Here is a 22417-nt window from a genome sequence, read left to right on the forward strand (position 1 = left end):
TCGGAATGCCAGGCGCAGCCGAAACATTCAGGCCGATTTCGTGACAGGTGCCAGCGTAAAATCCCACGTCACCGACCAGAAAGGCGCTGCCAGACCGGCTTTTTCTGCGGCCTCGGCATCGTCTATCTGTTTGAAATCGGCGATCAGATCGCTCTTGACGCCAAACACGGCGTCCTCCGGGAGATACGGGCAATCCGGCGTAAAAATATGCGTAATCACGGGCTCGTAGCCCGGCGCCGTCACGATGAAATGCAAATGCGCCGCACGGTTCGGATGTCGGCCCATCGCGCCCAGCAGTTTGCCCACCGGGCCATCGGAGGGAATCGGATAGTGGCGCGGTTTGACTGACCGGAATGAATACGCGCCGGTAGCATCCGAGGTGAACACGCCGCGCAAATTCGAGTCGGGTTGAATACCCTTCTGCTGGACGTCGTAGAAACCGTCGTCGTTGGTCTGCCAGACTTCGAGCTTCGCGTTCGGCACCGGTTGGCCGTTAATGTCGGTGACACGTCCTGCGACGATCAGCGGCTCGCCTTTGCCATCGAGGCAGATGTTCGCGCCGTTTTCATATTGCGGCGCGTTCTCGACATAGAACGGCCCGAGAATCGTGTTCGGTGTAGCGCCGCTCGGCCGGCGATGATTAATCGCATCGACCAGCATCGACACGCCGAGAATATCGGACAACAGGATATATTCCTGCCGCCATTCGTTGCACATCTGGCCGGTTTCAGTGAGAAAGCGTATGGCGGCAAACCATTCTTCGTGAGTCGGCTCGATTTCCTTGACCGCGGCATGGAGGTGCTTGACGAGCACCTCCATGACCTGCTTGAGTCGCGGATCGACATCCGCGCCCATGCGAGCGTTCACAACATCCGCGGAACGTGCCTCGTCGAAATACGAGGATGCCGATTGAGAAGCGTGAGATCCAGCTTGTTGCATTGAGCGTCTCCTTCCGTGTTCTTGTACTGCTTTGAAGGAAGTCTATATTCGCTCGCGCCGGCAAAACAGAGTTGAAAAGGGAATCTATTTCGCGTTTCGCGGGAAAGTCGCTGGCTGCAGCGCATTCACGCGATGGTATATGCCATCACTCGGACCAAAGCCGCTCGAAGTCGTGCTTGCGAAAGCGTTCCGCGAGCGCTTCAATAAAGAGGCGAACCTTGACCGGCATATGCGAGCGCGTCTGAAATGCGATATTCATGGTCAGGCGCGGCAAATCCCATTCGTCCAGCACCGGCACGAGACGGCCAGCGACGAGATCGTCGTAAATGATGTATTTCGGCTGGACCAGAATGCCCATACCGTCTAGCGCGGCAACTCTCAAGACCTGGCCATCGTTCGATTCGAGCAACGGCCTGACTTTCACCACCACGCATTCGCCGTCGCGCTGAAAAGCAAGATCGCGTGGATTATCGGCAAGGCCGTAGTTCAGCACCTTATGCTTGCCTAATTCAGCGGGAAAGCGCGGCGCGCCGTGCGCGGCAATATAGCCAGGCGACGCCGCCAGAATGCGTCGCGTAGAAGCCAGCCGGCGCACCGTGATATTGCTGTCGGCTTCCAGCACTTTGGTGCGGATCGCAACATCGATACCGTTTTCGATGATGTCGTAATAGCGATTCGCGGCCACCACATCGACACTGATGTCCGGATAACGTGCATTGAATTCCGGCAACATCGGCGCGATATGCAGCATGCAAAACGATAGCGACGCAGTCACCCTGAGCAATCCGCTCGGGCGCGCCACGGCGTCTTTCACGACCAGTTCCGCTTCGCCCAGATCCGCAAGAATGGATTTGCAGCGCCGGTGGAATTCCGCGCCCGCTTCCGTGAGATAGAGATTGCGCGTGGTTCTGCGCACCAGTTGCACACCCAGGCGCGACTCCAGCGAAATCAGATAACGGCTCGCAGCGGAGATCGACAGTTCGACGGCCTCCGCTGCCCGGCTGATACTCCCCGTCTCTGCAACCTCGACGAAAAGCTGAACTTCCTTGAACTGGTCCATCTCCTGCCATCCGGGTCATGTCAGTGGAAGAATACGGCAATCGATGTGTTTTTGATGCGTCAAAAACACATCAGCAATCAATCAAACTAGGGGATAACCCGAGATTTTATTCAACCATCCAGGCATAACGCTATGCTTCTGCCATGCGTTCAATGCTCAATTCGCGTAGGCGCGGCTATCATCGGATCATCAGCAATCCATCAATGAGGAGATGAGTTCGTGGCCCATCGCTTTCTGATCAAGGAAATCGCGCTTCAGGCAGGGGTGGGCGTCGCGACCGTCGACCGCGTAATCAACGATCGCGGCAACGTGCGCGAGCAAACGCGAAAACGCGTCGAGCAGGCCATCAAGGAACTGGAACAGCAGGAGCACTATGCGCATTCGTCCGGGCGCAAACTCATTGTCGATGTGATCGTCGAGGCCCCCAATCGTTTCGCCGATGAAATCCGCGACGCACTGGAGGCCGAACTCCCCACACTGCAGCCCGCTATTTTCCGCCCGCGCTTTCTGATGCAGGAGACCATGACCACGGCAGAAGTAGTCGCGGCGCTGCGCTCGATTGCCCAGCGCGGCAGTCATGGCATTTTTTTGAAAGCGCGCGATGTGCCCGAAATCACGGAAGCCATTGGCGAACTCAAACGCAGTGGTATTCCCGTGGTCACGATTTTCACCGACATACCGCTCTCGGGAAGAATCGCTTATGCGGGGCTCGATAATCGCGTAGCTGGGGCGACGGCGGCCTGGTTACTCGAACGCTGGCTTGGCGATCTTGCCGGCAGCGTGCTGATCACCATGAGCGACGAGCGCTTTCGCGGCGAAGAGGAGCGCGAGATCAGCTTTCGGCGCGGGCTTCGAACCCGCCATCCGCGCCTTGATCTGATCGACGCGAGTGGTGGGCACGGACTCGACGGTCCCACAGAAAAGCTCGTAAAAAAAGCCCTCGATTCGCGTCGTGACGTGCTTGCGGTGTACTCCATGGGCGGCGGGAATCGTGCAATTCTACGCGCGCTAGAGATTCACGGGCAGACGCCGAAGTGCTACATCGGGCACGATCTGGATCGCGACAATGTCGAACTGCTTCGTGAAGGCAAGATTCAGGCCATTCTCTATCACGACTTGCGCCAGGACATGCGCTCGGCCTGCCAGCACATCATGCACTTTCACCGCTTGTTGCCGGAATCGGCGGTTTCTCCTTCATCGTCGGTCGTCGTGGTGACGCCCGAGAATATTCCCGAGCATGTGGCCACACGCTTCCGTAGATAGTGCTGCGCACCTTTCTCCCTCAAAACAAAGGGCGAACGTATCGTTGCTCGCCCTTCCCGCTCACGTTAAAACTGCGTTGCGATCCCCGCAATCACGCCAAACTGACTCTTGCCGTAGTTCGGATTCGTACTGGACGCACTCGCGCTCGTTGGGTCGAAGTTCGTATTCGCACCGTACAGCCCGCCATCCAGACCGAGATTCGACGTCGAACTGTTGCGCACATAGCCCAGTTCAGTGTAGAGCAAGGTCCGCTTTGACAACGAGTAATTCACGCCCAAGGTGAACAAGGTTGCATTGCCATTGCCGTTATTGGCGTTGGCATGATAAACCGCACCGGTAATCGCAAGGGCCGGTGTGCTCTGCCAGATCGCGCCGATCCATTCATGATTGACCGCCGTGGGCAACGATGTACCGGCAGGCAAGGCAGTGGGCGTGGCGCTGCCGAAATAACCTTCATTCGAAGCATTGGGCGCGCTCAGATGTTGATATCCCACGTAGGCGACCACGGGCCCGAACGCATAGGTCAAGCCCGTGAGTATCGAGCGCGAAGCCAGATAGACATTGCTGAACTGACCGTTGGGATCACGCACTTCGTCGTAGGTGGCCTGCCAGAAGAGCCCGCCGCTCTGGAACGACAGCTTGATGCCGTCCGTGCGGCCTTGCGCGCTGCCCAGTCCCGTGGATGACCCGAGTTGGCCTGGCGCACTGCCCGGCGTTCCGGCATTCCATTTAGGCGAATTGGTCAGATCGTACTGGCCTTGCACAATGAATCCGCCCATCTTCGGTGAGAGGTATTCCACGCCATTGCCAGCCTGCGAAAAGATCCGGCCGCGCACCAGCGTGCCAATCGCATATTTCTTGGTCTGCTGCGGATCGACGTCGCCAGAATACTGGCTGATTTCCGCCGAACCCATATTGCCGAATTTGAGTTGCCCCCAACTATCGTTCTGCAAACCCACCGTGGCCTGGCCTTCGAAAAAGCTGCCATTCGCCAGACTGCCGTTCTGGGTATTCAATCGCGATTCGAGCTGGAAAACGGCTTTCGTTCCGCCGCCGATGTCTTCAGCGCCTTTGAGTCCGAAGCGGGACTGCGCCCAACCGCCACTCTGCGCGCCGAACACATGCCCTTTGGGCTGACCGGTTTCGTATTGAATCCCGTTATCGACAATGCCGTACAAGGTCACGCTGCTTTGCGCATGCGCCGACGCCGCGACCGCAGCCATTGCGATCCCCATCCACATCTTGTTCATTGAATCTCCGCTCCTGTAGGTTGCATCGTTGTTAGATTTTTCAGGCAAGGCAAATCCCTGCGATCATTCGCACGATTATTTCGGAATACATAGGAATCATCAGACGGATTGATGCAAGCAATGGCCGACTCATGCGAATGGCTCGCGCCTTGTGTCTCCGCCCACTTCATTATTTTGCTTTTGGGCGAGTGTATATTCGCAGGCCGGATCGAACCTAGAGCGAAAAGAGGAATCTATTTCCCGCAATGCGGGAAAGTCACGGCGACCAACGGCATAGGCACTTAACGCAGAAACGTCATCAACTTGCGGCGACGATCACATGTGCCTGAATCCGGCCACTCACCTGGCCTTTGCCATGGCGGCTTGCGATTGCCCTGGTTGCACAATCGATCGCGGGCTGAAGCAAACTGGCCTCGCGCGCTTCGATCTCATTGCGTAGCGGCGTTCCCAGACAAAAAGCAGTCGCGGCTTCGCGTGCGGATTGAGCGCGACTCGCTTTCGTGTACGTGTTGATTCGAATATCGGTGAACCCGGCACAGCGCAAATCCTCGCGAATCAGCGCGACATCGTGGTAGCCGTGCGGCGTTCTCGCCAGGAAGCGCGGCGGATCGTTCGGAAACAATGTGGCCAATGCACCGGTCACTTCATCCGCAAATTCGTTTTCTTCGATGCGATCCCAGACACTGAAAACAAAGCGCCCGTCAATATTGAGCACGCGGCGCGCTTCGGTATAACCCGCGGTCCGATCGGGAAAGAACATCGCACCGAACTGGCAGAACACCACGTCGAACGATGCATCGTCGAATGGCAGCGCGAGTGCATTGGCCTGTTTCCATTCGATTCGCGCGTCTACGCCCTGCTTCGCGGCGGCGTAGTCGAGCATGGGCTGATTGAGATCGGTGACCACGTAGCGCGTGTCGGCCCGCAGTTGGGGCGCAAGCACGCGTGTGACGGCGCCGCTGCCGGCGGCCGTTTCCAGCACGGATGCCGGCGACATGGCAGCGACGATTGCCGCTACCTCCTGAGCGTAGACATCGAAGATCAGCGGAACCATCAACGTGTCATAGAACTGCGGAATCGAACCCGCAAACACCTTGTCGCGTTCGCTCATGATGCCTCCCTGATAGCGCTCAATGACGGCCATTGCATCATGGTGATCGCGTATGCCACGCCCGTCAACGGAAAGCAGCCGACACAGCGACTCAATAGTCTTGCTTTCACCACCACGTCATTTCGTTACCCTAAATTACCGAACGCATCACCCGAGATTTACTCAATCAACTCATGAGAACCGAAATGACAAAGATCACATGGAATCATGCAGCCGTTATCGCCCTGTTCGCAGTGGCGAGCGTCGCACAGGCAAAGACGCCCAGCGTCGGCAGCCGCGAATATAAAGTCCTGTTGAACCCGGCTACTTTCACGGGCACGCCCGCGGATACGGCGAACCGCTTTCTCACGGATCTTCAGGCCAGCCTGGCGGCCAACGGCTTCGATCGCACCGTCACGAAAACCTTCAAAGCCGACGACGACCGCACCGTGCTCTACTACGACACAGCAGGCACCTGCCCGCTCAAATCGATCGGCTATTCCATGCGCGAGCGCGACGAAAGCGGCGACCGCGAAATCGAGCTCAAATTTGGCTCCGCAGATGAAAGCACCTCTGCCAATACCGATGTAACGGGCAGTTCATCCAAAGCCAGCAGCAAACTCGAAGAGGACATCACGCCGCCGTCGAATCATGTTTTCTCGCATTCGACCAAGGAACCGCTGGCCGATTCGAAGAACATCAATCACCTCAGCGACATCAAGGATCTGTTTCCCACCACCACCGCTTTCGACAGCATCAGCAGCCAGTCGCTCGTGCCGGTGAGCGGACTTTCGATTCATGAACTGACGTACAGCGGACCGACCAGCGATCTCGGTCAGGAAGATGCCGATTTCACCATGACGGTGTGGTACACGAATGGCTCGACCGCGCCGACACTCGCGGAAATCTCATTCGAAGTGGACGTCAACGACGACGGCGTATTCACCGACAAGGTGACGTCGCGCTCGCAACTGATTTTCGACACGCTTCAGGGCATGACGAATTGGGTACTGTCGCCGAGTACGACGAAAACGGCGTGGGTCTACAAGTATCAAACGGGCTTTTGCAGCCAGTAATGTCGTGAGATAAATCGACAATAGCCGGACCAGAATGGTCCGGCTATCCACTCCGCTTGATACGGTTTGATCTTTTCAGGCCGATGTATCGATACGTCCAGCCAGACGCGAAGCCAGCGCCAGCAGCGCGCCGCTAATCAGTAGCAGCATCGTGCCCATCGCCATGCCGTCGCCAATCGATCCTTGTTCGAACTGCTGCCAGATATACACGGCCGTTGTCTGCACGCCGCTCGGCGAAAGCAGCAATGAAGTCACAAGCTCGCGCGACGCTACGGCAAACACAATCATCATCGATGCCGCGAGCGGCGCCGCCACCAGCGGCAATACAATGCGCCACAACACCTGTACACCGCTCGCGCCATGCACGCGCCCCGCCGCTTCAAGACTGCCGCCAATCTGCCGCAGCGCCGCGCTCGCATAACGCACGGGATAAGGCAGCATCAGACAGGCATACGAGAGCAGCAGAATCGTCCACGTGTTATAGGGCGTGACTGGCCATATCGGCAGATTCCACGCGAGAATCAGCCCCACGCCGATCACAATGCCCGGCATGGCATGCGGTATCAGCGTCATGCCGTCGAGCGCGGCGCGACCCGGCGTGCGCGTCTTCACCACGACCCACGCGGCGAGAAAACCCAGCGCACCCGTGACGATGGCCGTGGCCGCCGCAAGCCCCAGACTCGTGAGCAAGGCGCTTGCGCCCTCACCTGCGGCGAAGAGGGAGCCGTAGTGCATCAATGTTAGGTTGCTCGCCGCGAGGCCACCCGAGAGCGTGCGCATGAACGAAGTGACAACGATTGCGCCGATAGGCGCGAAGGTCGAGCAACACGTCGTCACGAGAAACAGCAACACGAGCGGCACGCGCCAGCAGCCCGGTTCGATGAGTTCGTGCGCAGCGGGCTTGCCGGTTTGCGTCTCGAAGTCGCGGCCTGCGAGCAAACGCCGTTGCAGCACGAAGGCCAGCATCGCCGTCAATGCGAGCAATGCGGAGAGCACGGATGCACCTGCCAGATCGATTGGCCAATCGGAAAAGCGTGCCTCGATCGACGTCACCAGCACGCTGACGCCTGCGCGTGCGCCAAGCGCTGCGGGAATGCCGAATTCCTCGATGGCCATCGTGAACGCGAGCAACGCACTCGCCGCAATTGCGGGCGCGGCGAGCGGCAGCGTAATGCGCACGAACGCGCGCCACGGCGTCGCGCCATGCACGCGCGCAACTTGCGCGAGTCGACCGCCGGCCGCCATCAACGCGCGCGATACGGAGAAGTACACCACCGGAAACACCGTCATCGTCATGGCGAAGACAATGCCCGCGAACGAGAACAACGCAGCACCCAGATCGAAACCGGCAATTTGCGCTAAATAACCATGAGGCTGTAAAAGCAGCATCCAGCCAAGCGCCGCGAGATAAGGCGGAATCAGAAACGGCGCAAGCAATAGCACGTCCCAGCAGCGCGCGAACGGCACGCGCACGAGGCCACGCAATGCGCCCAGCGGCACACCGATCGCAAGACTCAGCACCGCCACCGTGACGCCGAATCGCAGTGTATTGCCGAACAGCGGCCACGTTGCCGGATCGCCGAATGTGGCACGCACGGCAGCGAACGGATGCGCGAATGATCCGCGATTGAGTTCAGGGAACAGCGCCTGTAGCGCAACGAAGGCGATCGGCAACACAACCAGCAGCGCAAGCACGGCATACAGCGCGCCGATGCCCGCAAAGCGGCTGGCGCGCACCGGCAACCACGCGCGCCGCATCGCGTGGTTTCGTGCGGGCACGCTCGCCATCAGTGTTCGCCAAAGAGTGCGTTAAAACGCTTCAGAACGTCGGCGCGCGATTTCGTATTGCTGCCGTCGTCTTGCGGCAAAAGCTTGAGATCTTTCAGGCGCGTGCGCGGCGTGTCGATATCGTCGCGAGCGGGAATCAGATACGCCGCCGCGACAAGACTCTGCCCTTCATCCGAAAGCACATAATCGATAAACGCACGCGCTTCGGTCTGAACACGCGAGGTTTTCAGAATCATCATCGGACGCGGTGCAATGACCGTGCCGCTGGTCGGGAAAATTACCTTGACCGCTTCGCCGTTTGCCGCGGCCGCATACGCCACATAATCGACGGCGCCGAATACGGCCGATTTCGCGCCCTGCAGCACGGGATTGATTGCCTGCGCATTCGGGCCGAGCACGACCATACCGTTCTTGTGCAGGCTATCGAATAGCGACCATGCCCCTTCGCCCAGGCGATCCTGCAAACCCAGCAACAAATCGAGCGATGCACCGGAGAGCGCCGGGTTCGGCGTCGTCACCTGATCGCGATACGCGGGCTGGGCCAGATCGCGCCAGTCGCGCGGCTCGGGTTTGCCCGTGTTCTTGTTCCAGACAATGCCGAGCGCGGAAATACCCTGCGCCACATAGTCAGGTGTTTTAAACATCGGCGGAACGTGTTCGGCATTCGGGCTCGTATACGGTGCGAGCCAGCCGCGTTTGTCGAGATCCTCTGCGGTATCCCACGAAGCGGAAATCAGCACGTCGGCGTGCGGATTGCTGGCCTCGGCTTCGATGCGCGCCATCACCTTGCCAGTGGTGGCCTGGAAAAGATCGACCTTGATACCGGTCTTGCGCTCGAAACCCTGCGCAAGTTTTTTGCTGAGATTGCCGGGGCCGGCGGTATAAACAGTGAGAGCGTGCACGGAAGCATTCAGCCCGAAGGCCAGAAAAAGGGAACAGAGAGTTGAAGCAATCAGTCTTGGCATTGTAGCGATTCCGTTATCGATGGACAGTATGTTCAACCCTGCCGTGCGAAAGCGTGACGATGGTATGCGCGAGCGCATCGGCTTCGGCTCGATCGTGCGTCACGTACACGGCGGTTGTGCCCAACTGCGCGAGGACCGCGCGGATTTCTTCACATAGGGACGCGCGCAGCGGCGCATCGAGATTCGAAAGCGGTTCGTCGAACAGCAGCACGCGTGGCCTCGCGACAATCGCGCGCGCCAGCGCCACACGTTGCTGCTGTCCGCCCGACAAAGCAGACGGACGGCGCGATGCCAGCTCCCGCAAACCCACCAGGGCGAGCGCATCAGCGACCGCCTTGGTGCGTTCGGCGCGCGGCACACCGCGCATTTCGAGCGGAAAGGACACATTGCCCGCCACTGTCATATGCGGCCACAAGGCATAGTCCTGAAACACCATGCCAAGATCGCGCGCTTCGGGCGGCACGCATTGCGATGCATCGGCAACGGTTTCGCTGCCGAACATCACGCGGCCTTCGTCGGGGCGCAGCAATCCCGCCAGCAGTTTGAGCAAGGTGCTCTTGCCACAGCCGGACGGCCCGAGCAGCGCGAGCGTCGTTCCCGCAAGCACGTCGAGATCGATACCGTCGAGCACGCTCACGCCGTTAAAGCGCTGCCGTAATCCACGCAAATGGATCGAGATGCTGTCGCCCTTCATGCCCGCTCCTAGAACTTGTGGCGAATGCCAGCCATCAGACCGAACTGGTTCTTGCCCGCCACCACATCCGAACCAAAGCCGTTCAAGCCCAGATTCGAGCCGTTACGATTGAGCGCATAAGCAAGGTTCAGATAGAGATCGGTGCGCTTCGAAAGGAAGTAGTCCGCATCAATCTGGAACGACCACGGATCGCGCGAAGAGCCATAGAAGTTCTGGTACATCGCGGTGCCGGAAAACGCCACATCGGGCCTCGCGAGCCACGTTGCGCCCAGCCAGTAGAGGCTGGTCGATTCCGCCGGCGACGCGCTGTCGAGCGTCGTCAGATGGATGGCATGCGAGTTGAGATAGCGATAACCCGCGTAGGTGGTCACCGTCGAGATCTTGTAGCTCGCCGCCAATGCCACGCGACGGTCGATATTGCCTTCGTAGCCACCGCCCTTGGTTGTCATCGCTGCGGTGCGATTCGTGCTGCCGCCGTTCTTCTGGTCGTATACGAGCGTCGCGCTAAATGGCCCGTGCTTGTAGCGCAGGCCCGCTTCGATCACGCGCGCGAGGCGCGTATCGCCAGCCGGTTGCGCGCCATACGTCACGCTGTCGTAGCCGAAGCTGTACTGCACGATGGCCGCCAGATCGCCGAAATGCTGCTCGTAGCGCGCGGTATTGTCGAGACGGTCGGAAAACGCCGGGTCCTGCATCTTGATCGCATAGACCGCGTTTTTCAGCGGATTGTATTCGCTGACCCAATCGAGAAACAGGCCGCCTTGACGGCCCAGCGAGAACGAGCCCCAGGTCTGGTCGGCGATCCCCACGTAGGCAAGACGCCCGAATTCGCGGCTGCCTTGCAGCGAAGCACCGCTATCGACGTTAAAGCCGCTTTCGAGGCGGAAGAACGCATGCGTGCCGCCGCCAAGGTTTTCGGTCCCGGTCACGCCCCAGCGCGAGCCCGACATATTGCCGGACGTGAGACGTTCGACGCTATGCGTCTGCCCTTGCGAGCTGGATGCATTCGTCAGGTATTCGATGCCTGTATCGATGATGCCGTAGAGCGTGACGGAGCCGTCACCGGTGGCGTTGGATTGAGCGAGCGCGCAGGCCGGCAGGCTGGCCGCGAAGGCCAGACAGCAGCCCACCGCCGTAGAGCGGTAGGAGTGATTCACGGGTTATGTCCTCTTTGGGATTCAATTTGAGCCGTGAATGTAAGCTTTGCTTAAGTCAACCGCATGACAGTCCTTCAAGCGTTCATTGCTGGTTGATGGCGGCTGCGCCGCCTGGGGCGCGCTTGCGAGTTTGCGCTTTTGCCATCATTTTTCCTTATCGCGATGTTAGCCGCGTGGCGCGTTTGGCCGGCAGCCAGATCGCCGTGAGAACGAATGCGGTGCGGCATGGTGTGCGCTTTCGCGTGTCGTTCCCATCGCATCCGCATACTTTTCTCTCGCAAGCCGGTAAGCCAATCGAGCGGTTTGATGGTTTACCCGCCCGTTGATCGGGCCACGCCGACTCGATATCTTTCCTTCCATAACCTCTGGCGGAATCTGCATCGATTAACCGCTGTACCGCATCGCCATTTATGCAGGATTACTGATCGCATAAAAGCGCGACGAATCGGCTATTTAACAACGATAAAACAAGGAGATGATGCATGAGAGGAATACGCCTGGAGCGCCTGCCCCGCTCTACGCACGCGCGCTTTTCATCGTGGTTCGCGCGTATTGCAGCCACCTTCGCAGCCACCCTCGCCACCGCCCTGCTCGCGGCCTGTGGAAGCGGCGGTAGCGTGGGCAGCACCGCCAATACGCCTTTGGCCGTAGTGGCGCCGGTGACGGACTGTTCGAAACTGGCTGCAGTCGATATAACGGATATTGGCGGACCCGGCAGCACGATTACTTCGGCGACCGTCACGACAGCCACTATCAATGGCGCTTCGGTCAACTTCTGCACCGTGAAGGGCACGCTCGCGCCGTCCAATACCTTTGAAGTCGCGCTGCCGGTCAGCACCTGGACACAACGCTTTGCCGAATTAGGTTGCGGCGGCCTGTGCGGAACGTTGAGCGATCCCACGCAGCAGAGTTCGTTCAGCTTCAGCTATACCTGCCCGCTCGTACAGCAAGGCGGCTTCGTGACCGCCGCGACGGACATGGGCCACTCGGGACAAAGCAGCACGTGGACAAGCAACGAACAGCAACGCGCCGACTTCGCCTATCGCGGCCAGCACATCACCACGCTCGCCGCCGAAAAACTGATTAAAGCCTATTACGGTCAAACGCAGAAATACGCCTATTTCATTGGCTGCTCGGACGGCGGACGCGAAGCACTCATGGCCGCGCAACGCTACCCCACCGATTACAACGGCATTATCGCGGGCGCACCGGCTGCGCATTTCCAGGTCCAGAATTCACTGTATCACGGCTGGAGCGTAAAGTCGCAAAGCACGACCGGCGACAGCACCGGCAACGCCATTCTTTATGCCGACAAGGCACTCGTGCTGCACAAGGCCGTGGTGGCGGCATGCGGCGGTCAGACAGGTGTGGCCGACGGCTTGCTGGCCGACCCGCGTACCTGCAATTTCGATCCCGCTTCGATCGAATGCGCTAATGGCGCGACCAGCACGAGCAACTGTTTGACGGCTGCCGAAGTGGCCACCGCCAGCAAGATCTATGGCGGCCCGGTCGACGCTACAACCGGCGAGCGCATGCTGGCCGGCTCGCCGCAATTTGGCTCGGAGGCCAACTGGATCGGCGTGGAAGTGCCCACCACGAATTCGACGGATACGCCCGTTCCCGTGACGAGTCTTTTCAGCTACCTGATTGTTTCGGGCGCGTATAACCTGATTTTCACGGGCTCGCCCACCATGCCGACGGTGGATACGTTCGGCTTTACCGATACGAGTTTCTACGCCAACTACCTGCAGGCGAATCACGCACTCAACGACGCGACCAACCCGGATCTCTCGGCATTCAAAAAGGGCGGCGGCAAACTGATTCTGTGGCACGGCTGGGCCGATCAACATATCTCGCCGCTCTTCACGATCCAATACTACGAGGCGATGCAGAACACCATGGGCGCGTCTACGGTGAGCGATTTTGCGCGCCTTTACCTCGTGCCAGGCGTGGGTCATTGCGGCGGCGGCGAAGGCTTCCCGAACATCGACCTCGTTTCGCAGATCACGGCCTGGACCGAGCACGGCACCGCGCCGAATGCCGTCATGACGTATCAGACCGATTCGTCGAATGCGGTCACGGCAAGCCGCCCGGTTTATCCGTATCCGGCCGTCGCGCGATACAGCGGCAGCGGCGACTGGCATAGCGGTGCGAACTGGACGCAAGGCGCGGCGCTCTATAACCAGCCGACGCACACCTGGGCCGGCGCGAGTTTCTATACGCCTTACACCGCGGCAACGCTGGGCGTTGCGGCTCCGTAATGAGTCATTGAACGGGTGCGGCAACGCACCCGTTTTCGCACAGCAATGCCTAAGGTTTCGCCGCGGATATATACGCCATACGCGTAGCCGTACGCATTCGTTCGGCACCAATATCCGAACGTAACACCTGCTCGAACAATTGCCTTTCTTCTACGCTGAATTGTTCGTCCATCACGCGGCGCAATGTCGGTGCCCAGGGAAATGGCGTGCTGTCCAGCATGCTGTCCCACGAGCGGCTGATTGCGGCGCCAATATCGATATGAAACTCCATATGGATATCGGTGAAGCCGCTCAACATGGCGCAACTGACGAGATCGCGCTCGCTGAAACTGGTCATCGGCATGGTGGCGAGCGCTTCTTCGGTATCGGGAAACTGCGTACGTTTCCAGCGATGCAGCAAGGAGAAAAAGCGATTCTCCGGCGCGTCGCGCCCCGCTTCCACGAGCTTTCTGAGTGAACACACTTCGAAGGCTTCGTCGCGCCGGATCGGTTCGGCCAGCGAGATTCGGCCGCCCGGTTTGAGCACGCGATAAAACTCGCGAAATACCGCGAGTTTATCCGGCAAATAGCCGATGACCGCGCGCGTCGTCACGGCATCCACGCAAGCGTCTTCGATGACGGTTAGCGCCTGCGCATCGCACAGCGAAAACCGGCATTGCGATGCCACGCCCGCATCGTGCGTGCGCTGTTTCGCGTGATCGAGCAAGGTGGGAGAAACATCACTCATGTGTACGTTCAGCGCCGCGCCCACGCGTGCGATGGCACGTAAGCCCACGGTGCCGTCACCGCTGCCTACATCGAGCAGCGCCATGCCCGCTTTCAATTGCGCATGATCGAGCATTCGATCGACGTCAGTTTCAATGCTGCTTCGCAATGCGCTTTCGACATTCGCGTCGTTTGAAAAGCGCTTATGCAATAACCAGTCCGCCCACAGATCGGGGGCCGCTGCCATCTCGGTTGGGTTCACGACGAATTCCTGTTTGCGAATCGGGCACGCACAGTCGGGCCGATTTCACGCATGCCGAAGGAATTCTCTGCGTTACTCGCTTAGGGGAACCTTAATGTTATTTTGCATTGCAAGCTAAGCGTTAGCTAAGTCTTTCAACCGTAAGCTGTGCGTAATCGAAGCCATCCCGGCGGATTCAACTTTCGCGGAACGCGCCATGACGACTACGCATTCAACCCCTTCAATATCCCTGCAAAACAAGGTGCCGGCAATCACGCTGTCGTTCTGGGTCGTGAAAGTGCTGTCCACGACCGTCGGCGAAACGGGCGCCGATTCACTGGCTGTCAACGCAGGCCTTGGACAAGGGCTGACAAGCGCCATCATGGGCACCCTGCTTTGCGCGATTCTCGTGCTGCAAGTGGGTTCGCCGCGCTTTCGTCCCTGGCTTTACTGGTTCGCGGTCGTACTGGTGAGTATCGTCGGCACGCAGATCACCGATCTCTTGACCGACAAACTCGGCGTGAGTCTTTATGCCAGCACCGCATGCTTTGCAATCGCACTCAGCGCGATTTTTGCGCTCTGGTATCGCAGCGAACGCACCTTGTCGATCCACACCATCGTCACGCGAAAGCGTGAGGCGTTTTATTGGGCGGCCATTCTCTGCACCTTCGCGCTCGGGACCGCAGCGGGCGATCTCGCAACCGAAGCGATCGGGCTCGGCTTTACGCGAGGCGTCCTGATATTCGGTGCATTGATCGCACTGACCTGGCTGCTTTGGCGCATGGGTGCGAACGCCATTGCGACATTCTGGATCGCCTATGTTTTGACGCGACCATTCGGCGCGGCGCTAGGCGATCTGCTCACGCAGGCGCAGCACTACGGCGGATTGGGTTTTGGCGCCCAGTGGACAAGCGCGCTGTTTCTCGCCGCCATTATCGGACTGGTGAGCGCCGCGCAATGGCACGCGCGCATTGACCACACGCATTCCCTCACGAAATAACACATCCTTGAGCAAGGAAACATCATGTCGATTCGTTTCGCACGTCTTTCTGCCCTCTGCGCTGCGCTCGTCGCGCTCACCCTGGCAATGAGCGGATGTTCCCGTTCAACCGATTCCGCCAGCACGAACGCGGCAGCGGCCAGTTCCACGCAAACCGTTTCGTCGCTCGGCGATCTGGCGGCGTTTCGTGCGATTGCTGCGGACGTGACCACCCAGGTCAATAACGGCGATCTTTCCGGCGCAAAGACGCGCGTGAAAGAACTCGAAGTAACGTGGGACGAAGCCGAAGCCGGCCTCAAGCCACGCGCGCCCGCCGACTGGCATCGCCTCGACAAAGCCATCGACCGCGCATTGGAAGCCCTTCGCGCCAGCACGCCGAATCAATCCGATTGCAAGGACGCCATGCAGGCGCTGCTCGGCACGTTCGACAGCCTGCAGGCGCGTGGATAACACGTGGATAGCACACCGATGTAAACGCAAAAGGCCTGGCGCGATCGCCAGGCCTTTTTCATTAACGAACCGGCAAACTCAATCCTTCACCGGGAAATACCAGAGATTGCGATCGCTATAGCCAAACTGTTTAAGAATCGAAGCGAGCGTACCATCCGCGCGCATTTCGTCGAGCGCGCGCGAGACAGCATGATTCAGATCGACATCGTTCTTGCGCACGGCGTAGCGCGCATAGCCATATTCCTGCGGCAAAGGCTTATAGTCGACCACCATTTCCATGCTCGACGACGGATGTTGCTTCAGGAATTGCACGATCTTGATGCCGTCTTCCATCGCCACATCAATACGCCCGGCCATCAGATCGGCGAATTCCGCCTCGCTGCTCGTATAGAGCTTGAGTTCCTTAAGATCCTTGCGCCCCTGCAAGAGCTGGTGATTGATACTGCCGCGCAACGTACCAACGGTATGACCGGCAAAGCTGTCCCAGCCGTGAATATTCAACGGATTGCCCTTTTGCACCGCAATCGCCGATCCATACCAGTACGCCGGGCTCGTGAATGCCACGACGCGCAGCCGCGCTTCGTTCTCGTGCAGATTGTCGACAATGACATCGGCGCGCCCGGAAAGCAGAGCCGGAATCATCGCGTCGAACGGCATGATCTGCCAATTGACCTTCGTAACGCCAAGCCGCTTCATCACTTCGCGGAAAATGCGTACATCCGCGCCATCGAATTGATGCGTCTTGTCGTCCTGAAAGGTCGAGGGCGGATCGTTGGCGATAGCCAGCGTCACGCCGTCGCGCACCGCCCGTGTGTATGAACCGTCGCCGCCGTCGAAACGCACGCCGCTCATTGCAGCGCCGTCATCGGCATAGGCATTGGACAACCCGACAATCCCCGTCAATACAGTGACAACCGCCAGTATTATTTTGCGCACGAAAGGCTCCAGTATGATTGGTTTGGCCGACGTAATAATTAAATGGTGTTTGTGTTACCGGTTTGTTTAGCCCTCGCACGAAAACGCGCAATCCATCGTGGACCGGTCGATACATTCACATGCCGGGGGCTGCCCATCTTGCGCTCTAGCCATCGCACGACGAATGCACTCGGCCACGATAGCGACAAATATATTGCACCAATTATCGTGAAGACCGTCGCGTACTGAAAGTTTGTGGAAGAAACAATCTGCCCGGTGAACATCAATTCCTTGACGGTCACGATCGAAACCAGCGATGTGTCCTTGAATAGCGAAATCGCATAATTTCCAAGCGGCGGCACGACAATACGCAGTGCCTGGGGCAGCACGATCAGCCGCAAGGTCTGGCCGTTCGACATGCCGAGCGCCTTGGCCGCCGCGATCTGGCTTTTGGGCACCGCCTCGATGCCCGCGCGATATACCTCGGCCAGATAAGCGGAGTAATTGATCGACAAGCCAATGACCCCGGCGATAAAGGGTGCGAAGCGAATGCCGAATGAAGGCAACACGAAATAGATATAGAAAAGCTGCAGCAGCGCGGGCGTGCCGCGGATCAGTTCGATATAGGCGCTTGCAAACAAACGTGGCACGCGTGTGTGACTGATGCGGGCGATCGCCAGCAGCAGACCGCACGGCAGCGCAAGCGCCAGAATACAGAACGTCAGTTGCACGCTCGTTAGCGCGCCCTGCAGCAATTCGGGCAGATAGCCTCCAACGTCTTGCCAATCGAACAGATCGAGAAAATGAGTCGACATGAAATCCCCGGACGTCGCGGTGAGTGCGGTGGCCGGCGATCGATTGCGCCGGCCCCGCCCATCAATTTATGACTGCACTTGAGCGCCCAGCATCTGGCTAATGCGCTCTGCATATTTACGCAATGTGCGTCCCAAATCATGCAAATAGTCGTCGCTCAAATCGCCTTTTAGCGTGGTCACGCTGATCGCCGCCACGCCGGCTCCATCGCGATCGGTAATGGCCGCGCCCACGCACACCACGCCGATGTTGTCCTCTTCGTCGTCGAAAGCGTAGCCGCGTTCGGCGACCAGAATCAGATCGTTCATCAGTTCGCCCGGCGTCACGCGGGTAAATCGCGTGCGGCGCGGCATGCCGGTATGCGCCAGCAGCTTGACGACGCGCGCGGGCGGTAGCAGCGCAAACAGCGATTTGCCGAGCGCCGAACAATGCGGCAATTCACGCTGCCCCAGCGACGACGCAATGCGCACGATGCCCGGCGCCTCGACACGATTGATGGCCACGGCGTAACCGTTTTCATCGAGCACGGCGAGCCGCGATGTGAGGCCGGTCACTTCCGTCAACTCCCTGAGCACCGGCATCGCCAGTTGGGACACGCCCACGTCCGCTGCCGCGCGATCGCCAAGATGCACGAGCGCAAATCCCAGCCGATAGCGCCGCGAACCGCCCAGACGCACGTCGATTACAAAATTACGCGCCAGCAGCGTCTGCAATAAGGCAAATGCCGTGCTCTTTGAAACGCCAATGGCTGTGGCGATTTCCGCCACCGTCGATCCATCTGTCGTGCCGGTCCCCAGTGCTTCCAGAACATCGAGCGCCCGGCTGACGCTGCGAAGTGCATATCGGTCTTCAGTGCTTTGTGCGGTTTGGGTCATTTTTATTTCATGTTCTTACCGTTAGCGAATCGGACAATGGTTTGAAGCGATGGACCGCTTCGCACATTCGACATTGACAGTCATTAGTGTGCAACCTACCATAAATAATCTTACCGAACAGCGTTCGGTAGTGCCGAACGAATAAATTCATTGGCTCCCGGCGAAAAGGGCTCGCCAGGCGCTGAATCCAATCAGATGGCAACTGGAGGCGACAAGGCCGGCATCGCGCTCAGGGCTTGCGCGTGACCGTTTCTGCGGCAAAAAACAATGGGAATAATCTCTGAACGGGGTCTGGAAATTGGCGCGCGACCAAAAATGTCGGGCGCTACCTCATCAAAAATCGCGCACGACGATATTTTGCATATCAAGTCGATGCTGCAGCGATTGTCTATCCAGGATATGAATACTTTAGGTTTGCCGCCGGCTTATTGGCGCAAGCGTTTGCGCGAAATTATGCAGACTCACCAATTATCGAAAATTCAGTTCGACGAAATCGATCTTTTGCTGGCGAGATTGCTGGAAGCGTAATGTTTCATGTCGGCTTCACGTCGGCTTCACATCGACTTCATGTCGATTTATGCCCGGCACATCAATCCACTTAACTTTTTTAAATAAAAGATTTGTTTGCCGAAAATGTGCGTAATGAGTTTTTCGCTCAGCGCGATTCGGCAATTCGAGGCGATGCGCTTTCATCGTCTTGCGACGACACAATGACGCGATTACGCCCCGCCGCCTTCGCCACATAGAGCGCAGCATCGGCCCGCACCATCGCACTTTCCAGCGTATCCGCGTACATCACGCCGCCCACGCCCGCGCTCAGCGTGCAGCTCACGCCATCCGCAGCCGATCGCTCGACGGCAATGCGCAGTGCATTCGTCATCGCCACCGCGTCGTGCTGGCCCGCGCGCGCGAACAGCACGGCAAACTCTTCGCCGCCCAGCCGCCCGAACAGATCGCCGGGCCGCAAGTGCGCGGATACGACCGCGGAAACGTGCGCTAGCAACCGGTCACCGACCGCATGACCAAAGCTGTCATTGACGCTTTTGAACTTGTCGATATCGAGAATGGCGATCGACATCAGCGCGCCCCGCTCGCGCAACTCCACCAGCCGCGCATGCGCTTTTTCCATGAAGGCGCGCCGCGTCAGCGCGCCGGTGAGTTCGTCGATCGTCGCGAGCTTTTCCATCCTGCGCAAAATCTGGTCGTGCGCGAGCATCACCATGCCCGTCGAAATACAGGGCAAAGAGACGATCGCCAGCCCGAGCAGCGCCACGTTCCACGGCGACGGCTGCAGGAACGATAGCGTCGGCGCCTTGCCAAGCACGATCACGACGATGCGCGCAGCATAGACCAACGCGCCCAGCCACGCGGCCGCCGCGATCAGCCGGCAGGCGTAGCGCGAGCCTTCGCGCGGCGCGTGGCGCAGCGCCAGCACACCCAGCACGATGCGCCCGTAAATCAGGCCGATGGAGATCAGCACGCCGCGCGCATCCACGTTCGGCGAAATGCAGGTGAAGTACAGCAGCGCTGCGCAGACGACAATCAGCGCGATGCACTCGTCGCGTCGCACCGGCTGCAGGCCGAAGAACTGGCGTGTGCCCTGCACCAGCACGAGCACGGCGGCCAGCGTCGTGAACGACACGCCGATGACGGTGATTGCGCCGGCACCCATCCCGCCGACCAGAATCCAGCACGACGATACGGCCAGCAGCCCGTAACCGACGCACCAGCGGCTGACGCCCGGCGCCGTGGTACGCACCAGCGAGCCCAGCACGGCCACACTCATCAAACAAGAGACGATCAGAATCCCCAGGAGTGCGAAAGCGCTAGGCATAAGAATAGTTGTAGCGGCGAAAGGTCCGATGCGTATCGTATCGCACGACACCCGTGAAAAATTACCGTTTATCGCTAACGCGTTGTTTGCCGCCGAAGGTGTTGGACGGATCGGCGCGGGGTTGGCAGTTAGTTGCAAACAGGGCAATACCGGGTTCGTCCTGCTTGCTCAGTGCCGGGCGCCTTCGTCATCGGCCAGCGCCTCGGCGAGATGCTGCGCAAACGCCCGCACCTTCGCCGAATTGCGCCGCTCGCGCGGGCTGACCAGGTGGACGGGAATGGGCGGCGGCTGCCAGTCGGTCAAGAGCGTCTGCAATTCGCCGCTGGCGATTTCCTCGTCGAACAACCAGTTCGGCGCGTAGGCAATGCCCATCCCCGCCAGCGTCGCCGCGCGAATCACTTCGCTGCTGTTGGTTTGCAGATTGCCATCGACGCGCACGATGCAGGTTGCGCCTTCGGGCTGCGCCGCTCCCGCGCGCGCGGTGAACGGCCAGTTGTTGCGCATCGCCAGCTCGGTGTAGACGATGCAGTTGTGCTGGGCGAGGTCATCGGGTTTGCGCGGCGTCGTCACGCCCTTGGGCAGCGCGCGCAGATAACGCCGGTGCGCCACGATCTGCCGGTGCGAAGTGCCGATGCGGCGCGCAACCAGGCTGCTATCGCCCAGATCGCCGATGCGCACCGCTGCGTCGATGCCCTGCTCGACCAGATCGACGAAGCTGTCATGCAGGCGCAAATCGATCTTCACGCCAGGGTTCGCCGCGAGAAAAGTCTGGACGATCGGCATCAGCTTGAGGCGACCGAATCCCACCGATGCCGCAATCCGCAGCCAGCCGGTCAACTGCTGCTCGCCGCGCTGGAGCGCGCCTTCGGCCTCGGCGATTTCGGCCACCAGCCGGCGCGCTTCTTCGAAATAGCGCGCGCCTTCTTCGGTCAGCGAAAGCGAGCGCGTGGTGCGCGTCAGCAGCTTCACGCCTAGCACGCGCTCCAAAGCCGCCACCTGTTTGCTGATCGCGCTCTGCGTCGTATCGCGTTCGTGCGCGACCGAAGAAAAACTCCCCGCTTCCACCACCCGCACAAAAGTGGCCATCGATTGCAGCTTGTCCATTTCAGCTCGCTAATTCATTCCTGACTGGACTGAATAATAGGCCTACTAGACGGCTACTGCAAATCAGTGGAATCAATCAAAGTTCACCCATCGCATCCGCGATTACATCCACGAATGAACAGAATCGAAACCCACCCAGGAGTCTTGCCATGAACTCACCCGTCGTCCTCATTACCGGCGCACTGACCGGCATCGGCCGCGCCACGGCGCTCGCCTTCGCCCGTGACGGCGCCCGCGTGGTCGTCAGCGGCCGCCGCGAAGAAGCCGGTCACGCGCTGGCCGCGGAACTGCGCGCCCTTGGCGCCGAAGCGGAATTCGTGCGTGCCGATGTGCGCTACGAAGCCGACGTCCGGCAACTGGTCGAGCAGACCGTGCACCGTTTTGGCCGCCTCGATGTGGCCGTCAACAACGCGGGCACCGAAGGCCACATCGCGCCGATAGTCGAGCAATCGGCCGCGAATTACGAAGAGACGTTCTCCGCGAACGTGCTGGGCACGCTGCTTTCGGTCAAACACGAAATGCGTGTGATGCTGGAGCAAGGCGCCGGTTCGATCGTGAATCTTTCGTCGATTGCGGGGCTGGTCGGCATAGCGGGCGCGTCGGTGTACGTCGCCTCCAAGCACGCGGTCGAAGGCCTGACGAAAAGCGCGGCCCTCGAAGGCGCCGCAACGGGCGTGCGCGTGAACGCCGTGGCGCCTGGCCCGGTGGCGACGAATATGCTCGATCGCTTCACCGGCGGCAGCGACGACAACAAGGCCGGCCTGCTCGCCACCGTGCCCGCGCGCCGCGCCGCATCGCCCGATGAAATCGCCGAAACCATCCTGTTCCTCGCCAGCGACAAGGCGCGCTTTCTCACCGGCCAGTCGATTGCCGTCGATGGCGGATATGTCGCGCAATAAGCACAACACGCGCAACAATCCCATCACTTCATTTACTT

The 22417-nt window shown here is 59.4% G+C and carries 21 protein-coding genes; 7 read left to right on the forward strand and 14 right to left on the reverse strand.

Annotated elements, in window-relative coordinates:
* Positions 1-27: 27 nt before the first annotated feature.
* Both U5A67_RS12515 and U5A67_RS12520 read right to left on the reverse strand, forming a co-directional pair.
* On the reverse strand, positions 28-939 hold the full coding sequence (locus tag U5A67_RS12515) for an intradiol ring-cleavage dioxygenase (RefSeq protein ID WP_321814914.1): 912 nt from the start codon (positions 937-939) through the stop codon (positions 28-30).
* A gap of 145 nt (positions 940-1084) precedes the next feature.
* A complete protein-coding gene (locus U5A67_RS12520; protein ID WP_205981009.1) occupies positions 1085-1999 on the reverse strand; it encodes a LysR family transcriptional regulator in 915 nt (304 codons plus the stop codon).
* A 219-nt stretch (positions 2000-2218) separates the two neighbouring features.
* Here U5A67_RS12520 and U5A67_RS12525 point away from each other — a divergent pair, with 219 nt between their 5' ends.
* Positions 2219-3262, forward strand: a complete 1044-nt coding sequence (locus U5A67_RS12525; RefSeq protein ID WP_321814913.1) for a LacI family DNA-binding transcriptional regulator — start codon at positions 2219-2221, stop codon at positions 3260-3262.
* Between the two features lie 65 nt (positions 3263-3327).
* Here the strand turns inward: U5A67_RS12525 and U5A67_RS12530 are convergent, their stop codons facing one another.
* Both U5A67_RS12530 and U5A67_RS12535 read right to left on the reverse strand, forming a co-directional pair.
* A complete protein-coding gene (locus U5A67_RS12530) occupies positions 3328-4512 on the reverse strand; it encodes a porin (protein WP_205981011.1) in 1185 nt (394 codons plus the stop codon).
* 298 nt (positions 4513-4810) lie between these two features.
* Positions 4811-5623, reverse strand: a complete 813-nt coding sequence (locus U5A67_RS12535) for a class I SAM-dependent methyltransferase (protein ID WP_321814912.1) — start codon at positions 5621-5623, stop codon at positions 4811-4813.
* Positions 5624-5808: 185 nt separating this feature from the next.
* Between U5A67_RS12535 and U5A67_RS12540 the strand changes: the two genes are divergently transcribed.
* Entirely contained in the window at positions 5809-6678 is an 870-nt protein-coding gene (locus U5A67_RS12540) for a hypothetical protein (RefSeq protein ID WP_321814911.1), read from the forward strand.
* Positions 6679-6753: 75 nt separating this feature from the next.
* Here the strand turns inward: U5A67_RS12540 and U5A67_RS12545 are convergent, their stop codons facing one another.
* The 4 genes from U5A67_RS12545 to U5A67_RS12560 are packed head-to-tail and all read right to left on the reverse strand — an operon-like array spanning position 6754 to position 11282.
* Positions 6754-8466 (reverse strand): iron ABC transporter permease, encoded by a 1713-nt coding sequence (locus U5A67_RS12545; protein ID WP_321814910.1) that lies wholly within the window; start codon positions 8464-8466, stop codon positions 6754-6756.
* Positions 8466-9431, reverse strand: a complete 966-nt coding sequence (locus tag U5A67_RS12550) for an ABC transporter substrate-binding protein (protein ID WP_321814909.1) — start codon at positions 9429-9431, stop codon at positions 8466-8468. The genes U5A67_RS12545 and U5A67_RS12550 overlap by 1 nt, the downstream gene beginning before the upstream one ends.
* Positions 9432-9444: 13 nt before the next feature.
* Positions 9445-10125 (reverse strand): ABC transporter ATP-binding protein, encoded by a 681-nt coding sequence (locus U5A67_RS12555; protein WP_321814908.1) that lies wholly within the window; start codon positions 10123-10125, stop codon positions 9445-9447.
* A gap of 8 nt (positions 10126-10133) precedes the next feature.
* Positions 10134-11282, reverse strand: a complete 1149-nt coding sequence (locus tag U5A67_RS12560; protein ID WP_321814907.1) for a porin — start codon at positions 11280-11282, stop codon at positions 10134-10136.
* A gap of 482 nt (positions 11283-11764) precedes the next feature.
* Here U5A67_RS12560 and U5A67_RS12565 point away from each other — a divergent pair, with 482 nt between their 5' ends.
* Entirely contained in the window at positions 11765-13543 is a 1779-nt protein-coding gene (locus U5A67_RS12565; protein ID WP_321814906.1) for a tannase/feruloyl esterase family alpha/beta hydrolase, read from the forward strand.
* 49 nt (positions 13544-13592) lie between these two features.
* Here the strand turns inward: U5A67_RS12565 and U5A67_RS12570 are convergent, their stop codons facing one another.
* Positions 13593-14510 carry a class I SAM-dependent methyltransferase gene (locus U5A67_RS12570; RefSeq protein ID WP_321814905.1) on the reverse strand — a complete coding sequence of 306 codons (918 nt, stop codon included), beginning with the start codon at positions 14508-14510 and terminating at the stop codon, positions 13593-13595.
* Between the two features lie 196 nt (positions 14511-14706).
* On the opposite strand from U5A67_RS12570, the gene U5A67_RS12575 reads away from it, so the two are divergent.
* Positions 14707-15489, forward strand: coding sequence for a hypothetical protein (locus U5A67_RS12575; RefSeq protein ID WP_321814904.1), 783 nt, complete (start codon positions 14707-14709; stop codon positions 15487-15489).
* A 24-nt stretch (positions 15490-15513) separates the two neighbouring features.
* Positions 15514-15939: a hypothetical protein gene (locus U5A67_RS12580; RefSeq protein WP_321814903.1), complete on the forward strand. Its 426-nt coding sequence runs from the start codon at positions 15514-15516 to the stop codon at positions 15937-15939.
* Positions 15940-16017: 78 nt separating this feature from the next.
* Here the strand turns inward: U5A67_RS12580 and U5A67_RS12585 are convergent, their stop codons facing one another.
* The 3 genes from U5A67_RS12585 to U5A67_RS12595 form a co-directional block, all read right to left on the reverse strand.
* Positions 16018-16875, reverse strand: a complete 858-nt coding sequence (locus U5A67_RS12585) for a transporter substrate-binding domain-containing protein (protein WP_321959701.1) — start codon at positions 16873-16875, stop codon at positions 16018-16020.
* Positions 16876-16913: 38 nt separating this feature from the next.
* Positions 16914-17669: an ectoine/hydroxyectoine ABC transporter permease subunit EhuD gene (gene ehuD / locus U5A67_RS12590; RefSeq protein ID WP_321814901.1), complete on the reverse strand. Its 756-nt coding sequence runs from the start codon at positions 17667-17669 to the stop codon at positions 16914-16916.
* Positions 17670-17735: 66 nt separating this feature from the next.
* The gene (locus U5A67_RS12595) at positions 17736-18542 is read right to left on the reverse strand and encodes an IclR family transcriptional regulator (RefSeq protein ID WP_205981024.1); all 807 of its coding nucleotides are present in this window, start codon (positions 18540-18542) and stop codon (positions 17736-17738) included.
* Between the two features lie 267 nt (positions 18543-18809).
* Here U5A67_RS12595 and U5A67_RS12600 point away from each other — a divergent pair, with 267 nt between their 5' ends.
* Complete coding sequence (locus U5A67_RS12600; RefSeq protein WP_205981025.1) at positions 18810-19070, forward strand: hypothetical protein; 261 nt, start codon at positions 18810-18812, stop codon at positions 19068-19070.
* 127 nt (positions 19071-19197) lie between these two features.
* Here U5A67_RS12600 and U5A67_RS12605 read toward each other — a convergent pair whose 3' ends face one another.
* Positions 19198-20376 (reverse strand): GGDEF domain-containing protein, encoded by a 1179-nt coding sequence (locus tag U5A67_RS12605; protein ID WP_321814900.1) that lies wholly within the window; start codon positions 20374-20376, stop codon positions 19198-19200.
* Positions 20377-20544: 168 nt separating this feature from the next.
* Positions 20545-21480, reverse strand: coding sequence for a LysR family transcriptional regulator (locus tag U5A67_RS12610; RefSeq protein WP_321814899.1), 936 nt, complete (start codon positions 21478-21480; stop codon positions 20545-20547).
* Between the two features lie 149 nt (positions 21481-21629).
* Between U5A67_RS12610 and U5A67_RS12615 the strand changes: the two genes are divergently transcribed.
* Positions 21630-22379 (forward strand): glucose 1-dehydrogenase, encoded by a 750-nt coding sequence (locus U5A67_RS12615; RefSeq protein ID WP_321814898.1) that lies wholly within the window; start codon positions 21630-21632, stop codon positions 22377-22379.
* Positions 22380-22417: the final 38 nt, after the last annotated feature.

This window comes from Paraburkholderia sp. J69-1 (assembly GCF_905220255.1).
GTDB lineage: Bacteria > Pseudomonadota > Gammaproteobacteria > Burkholderiales > Burkholderiaceae > Paraburkholderia.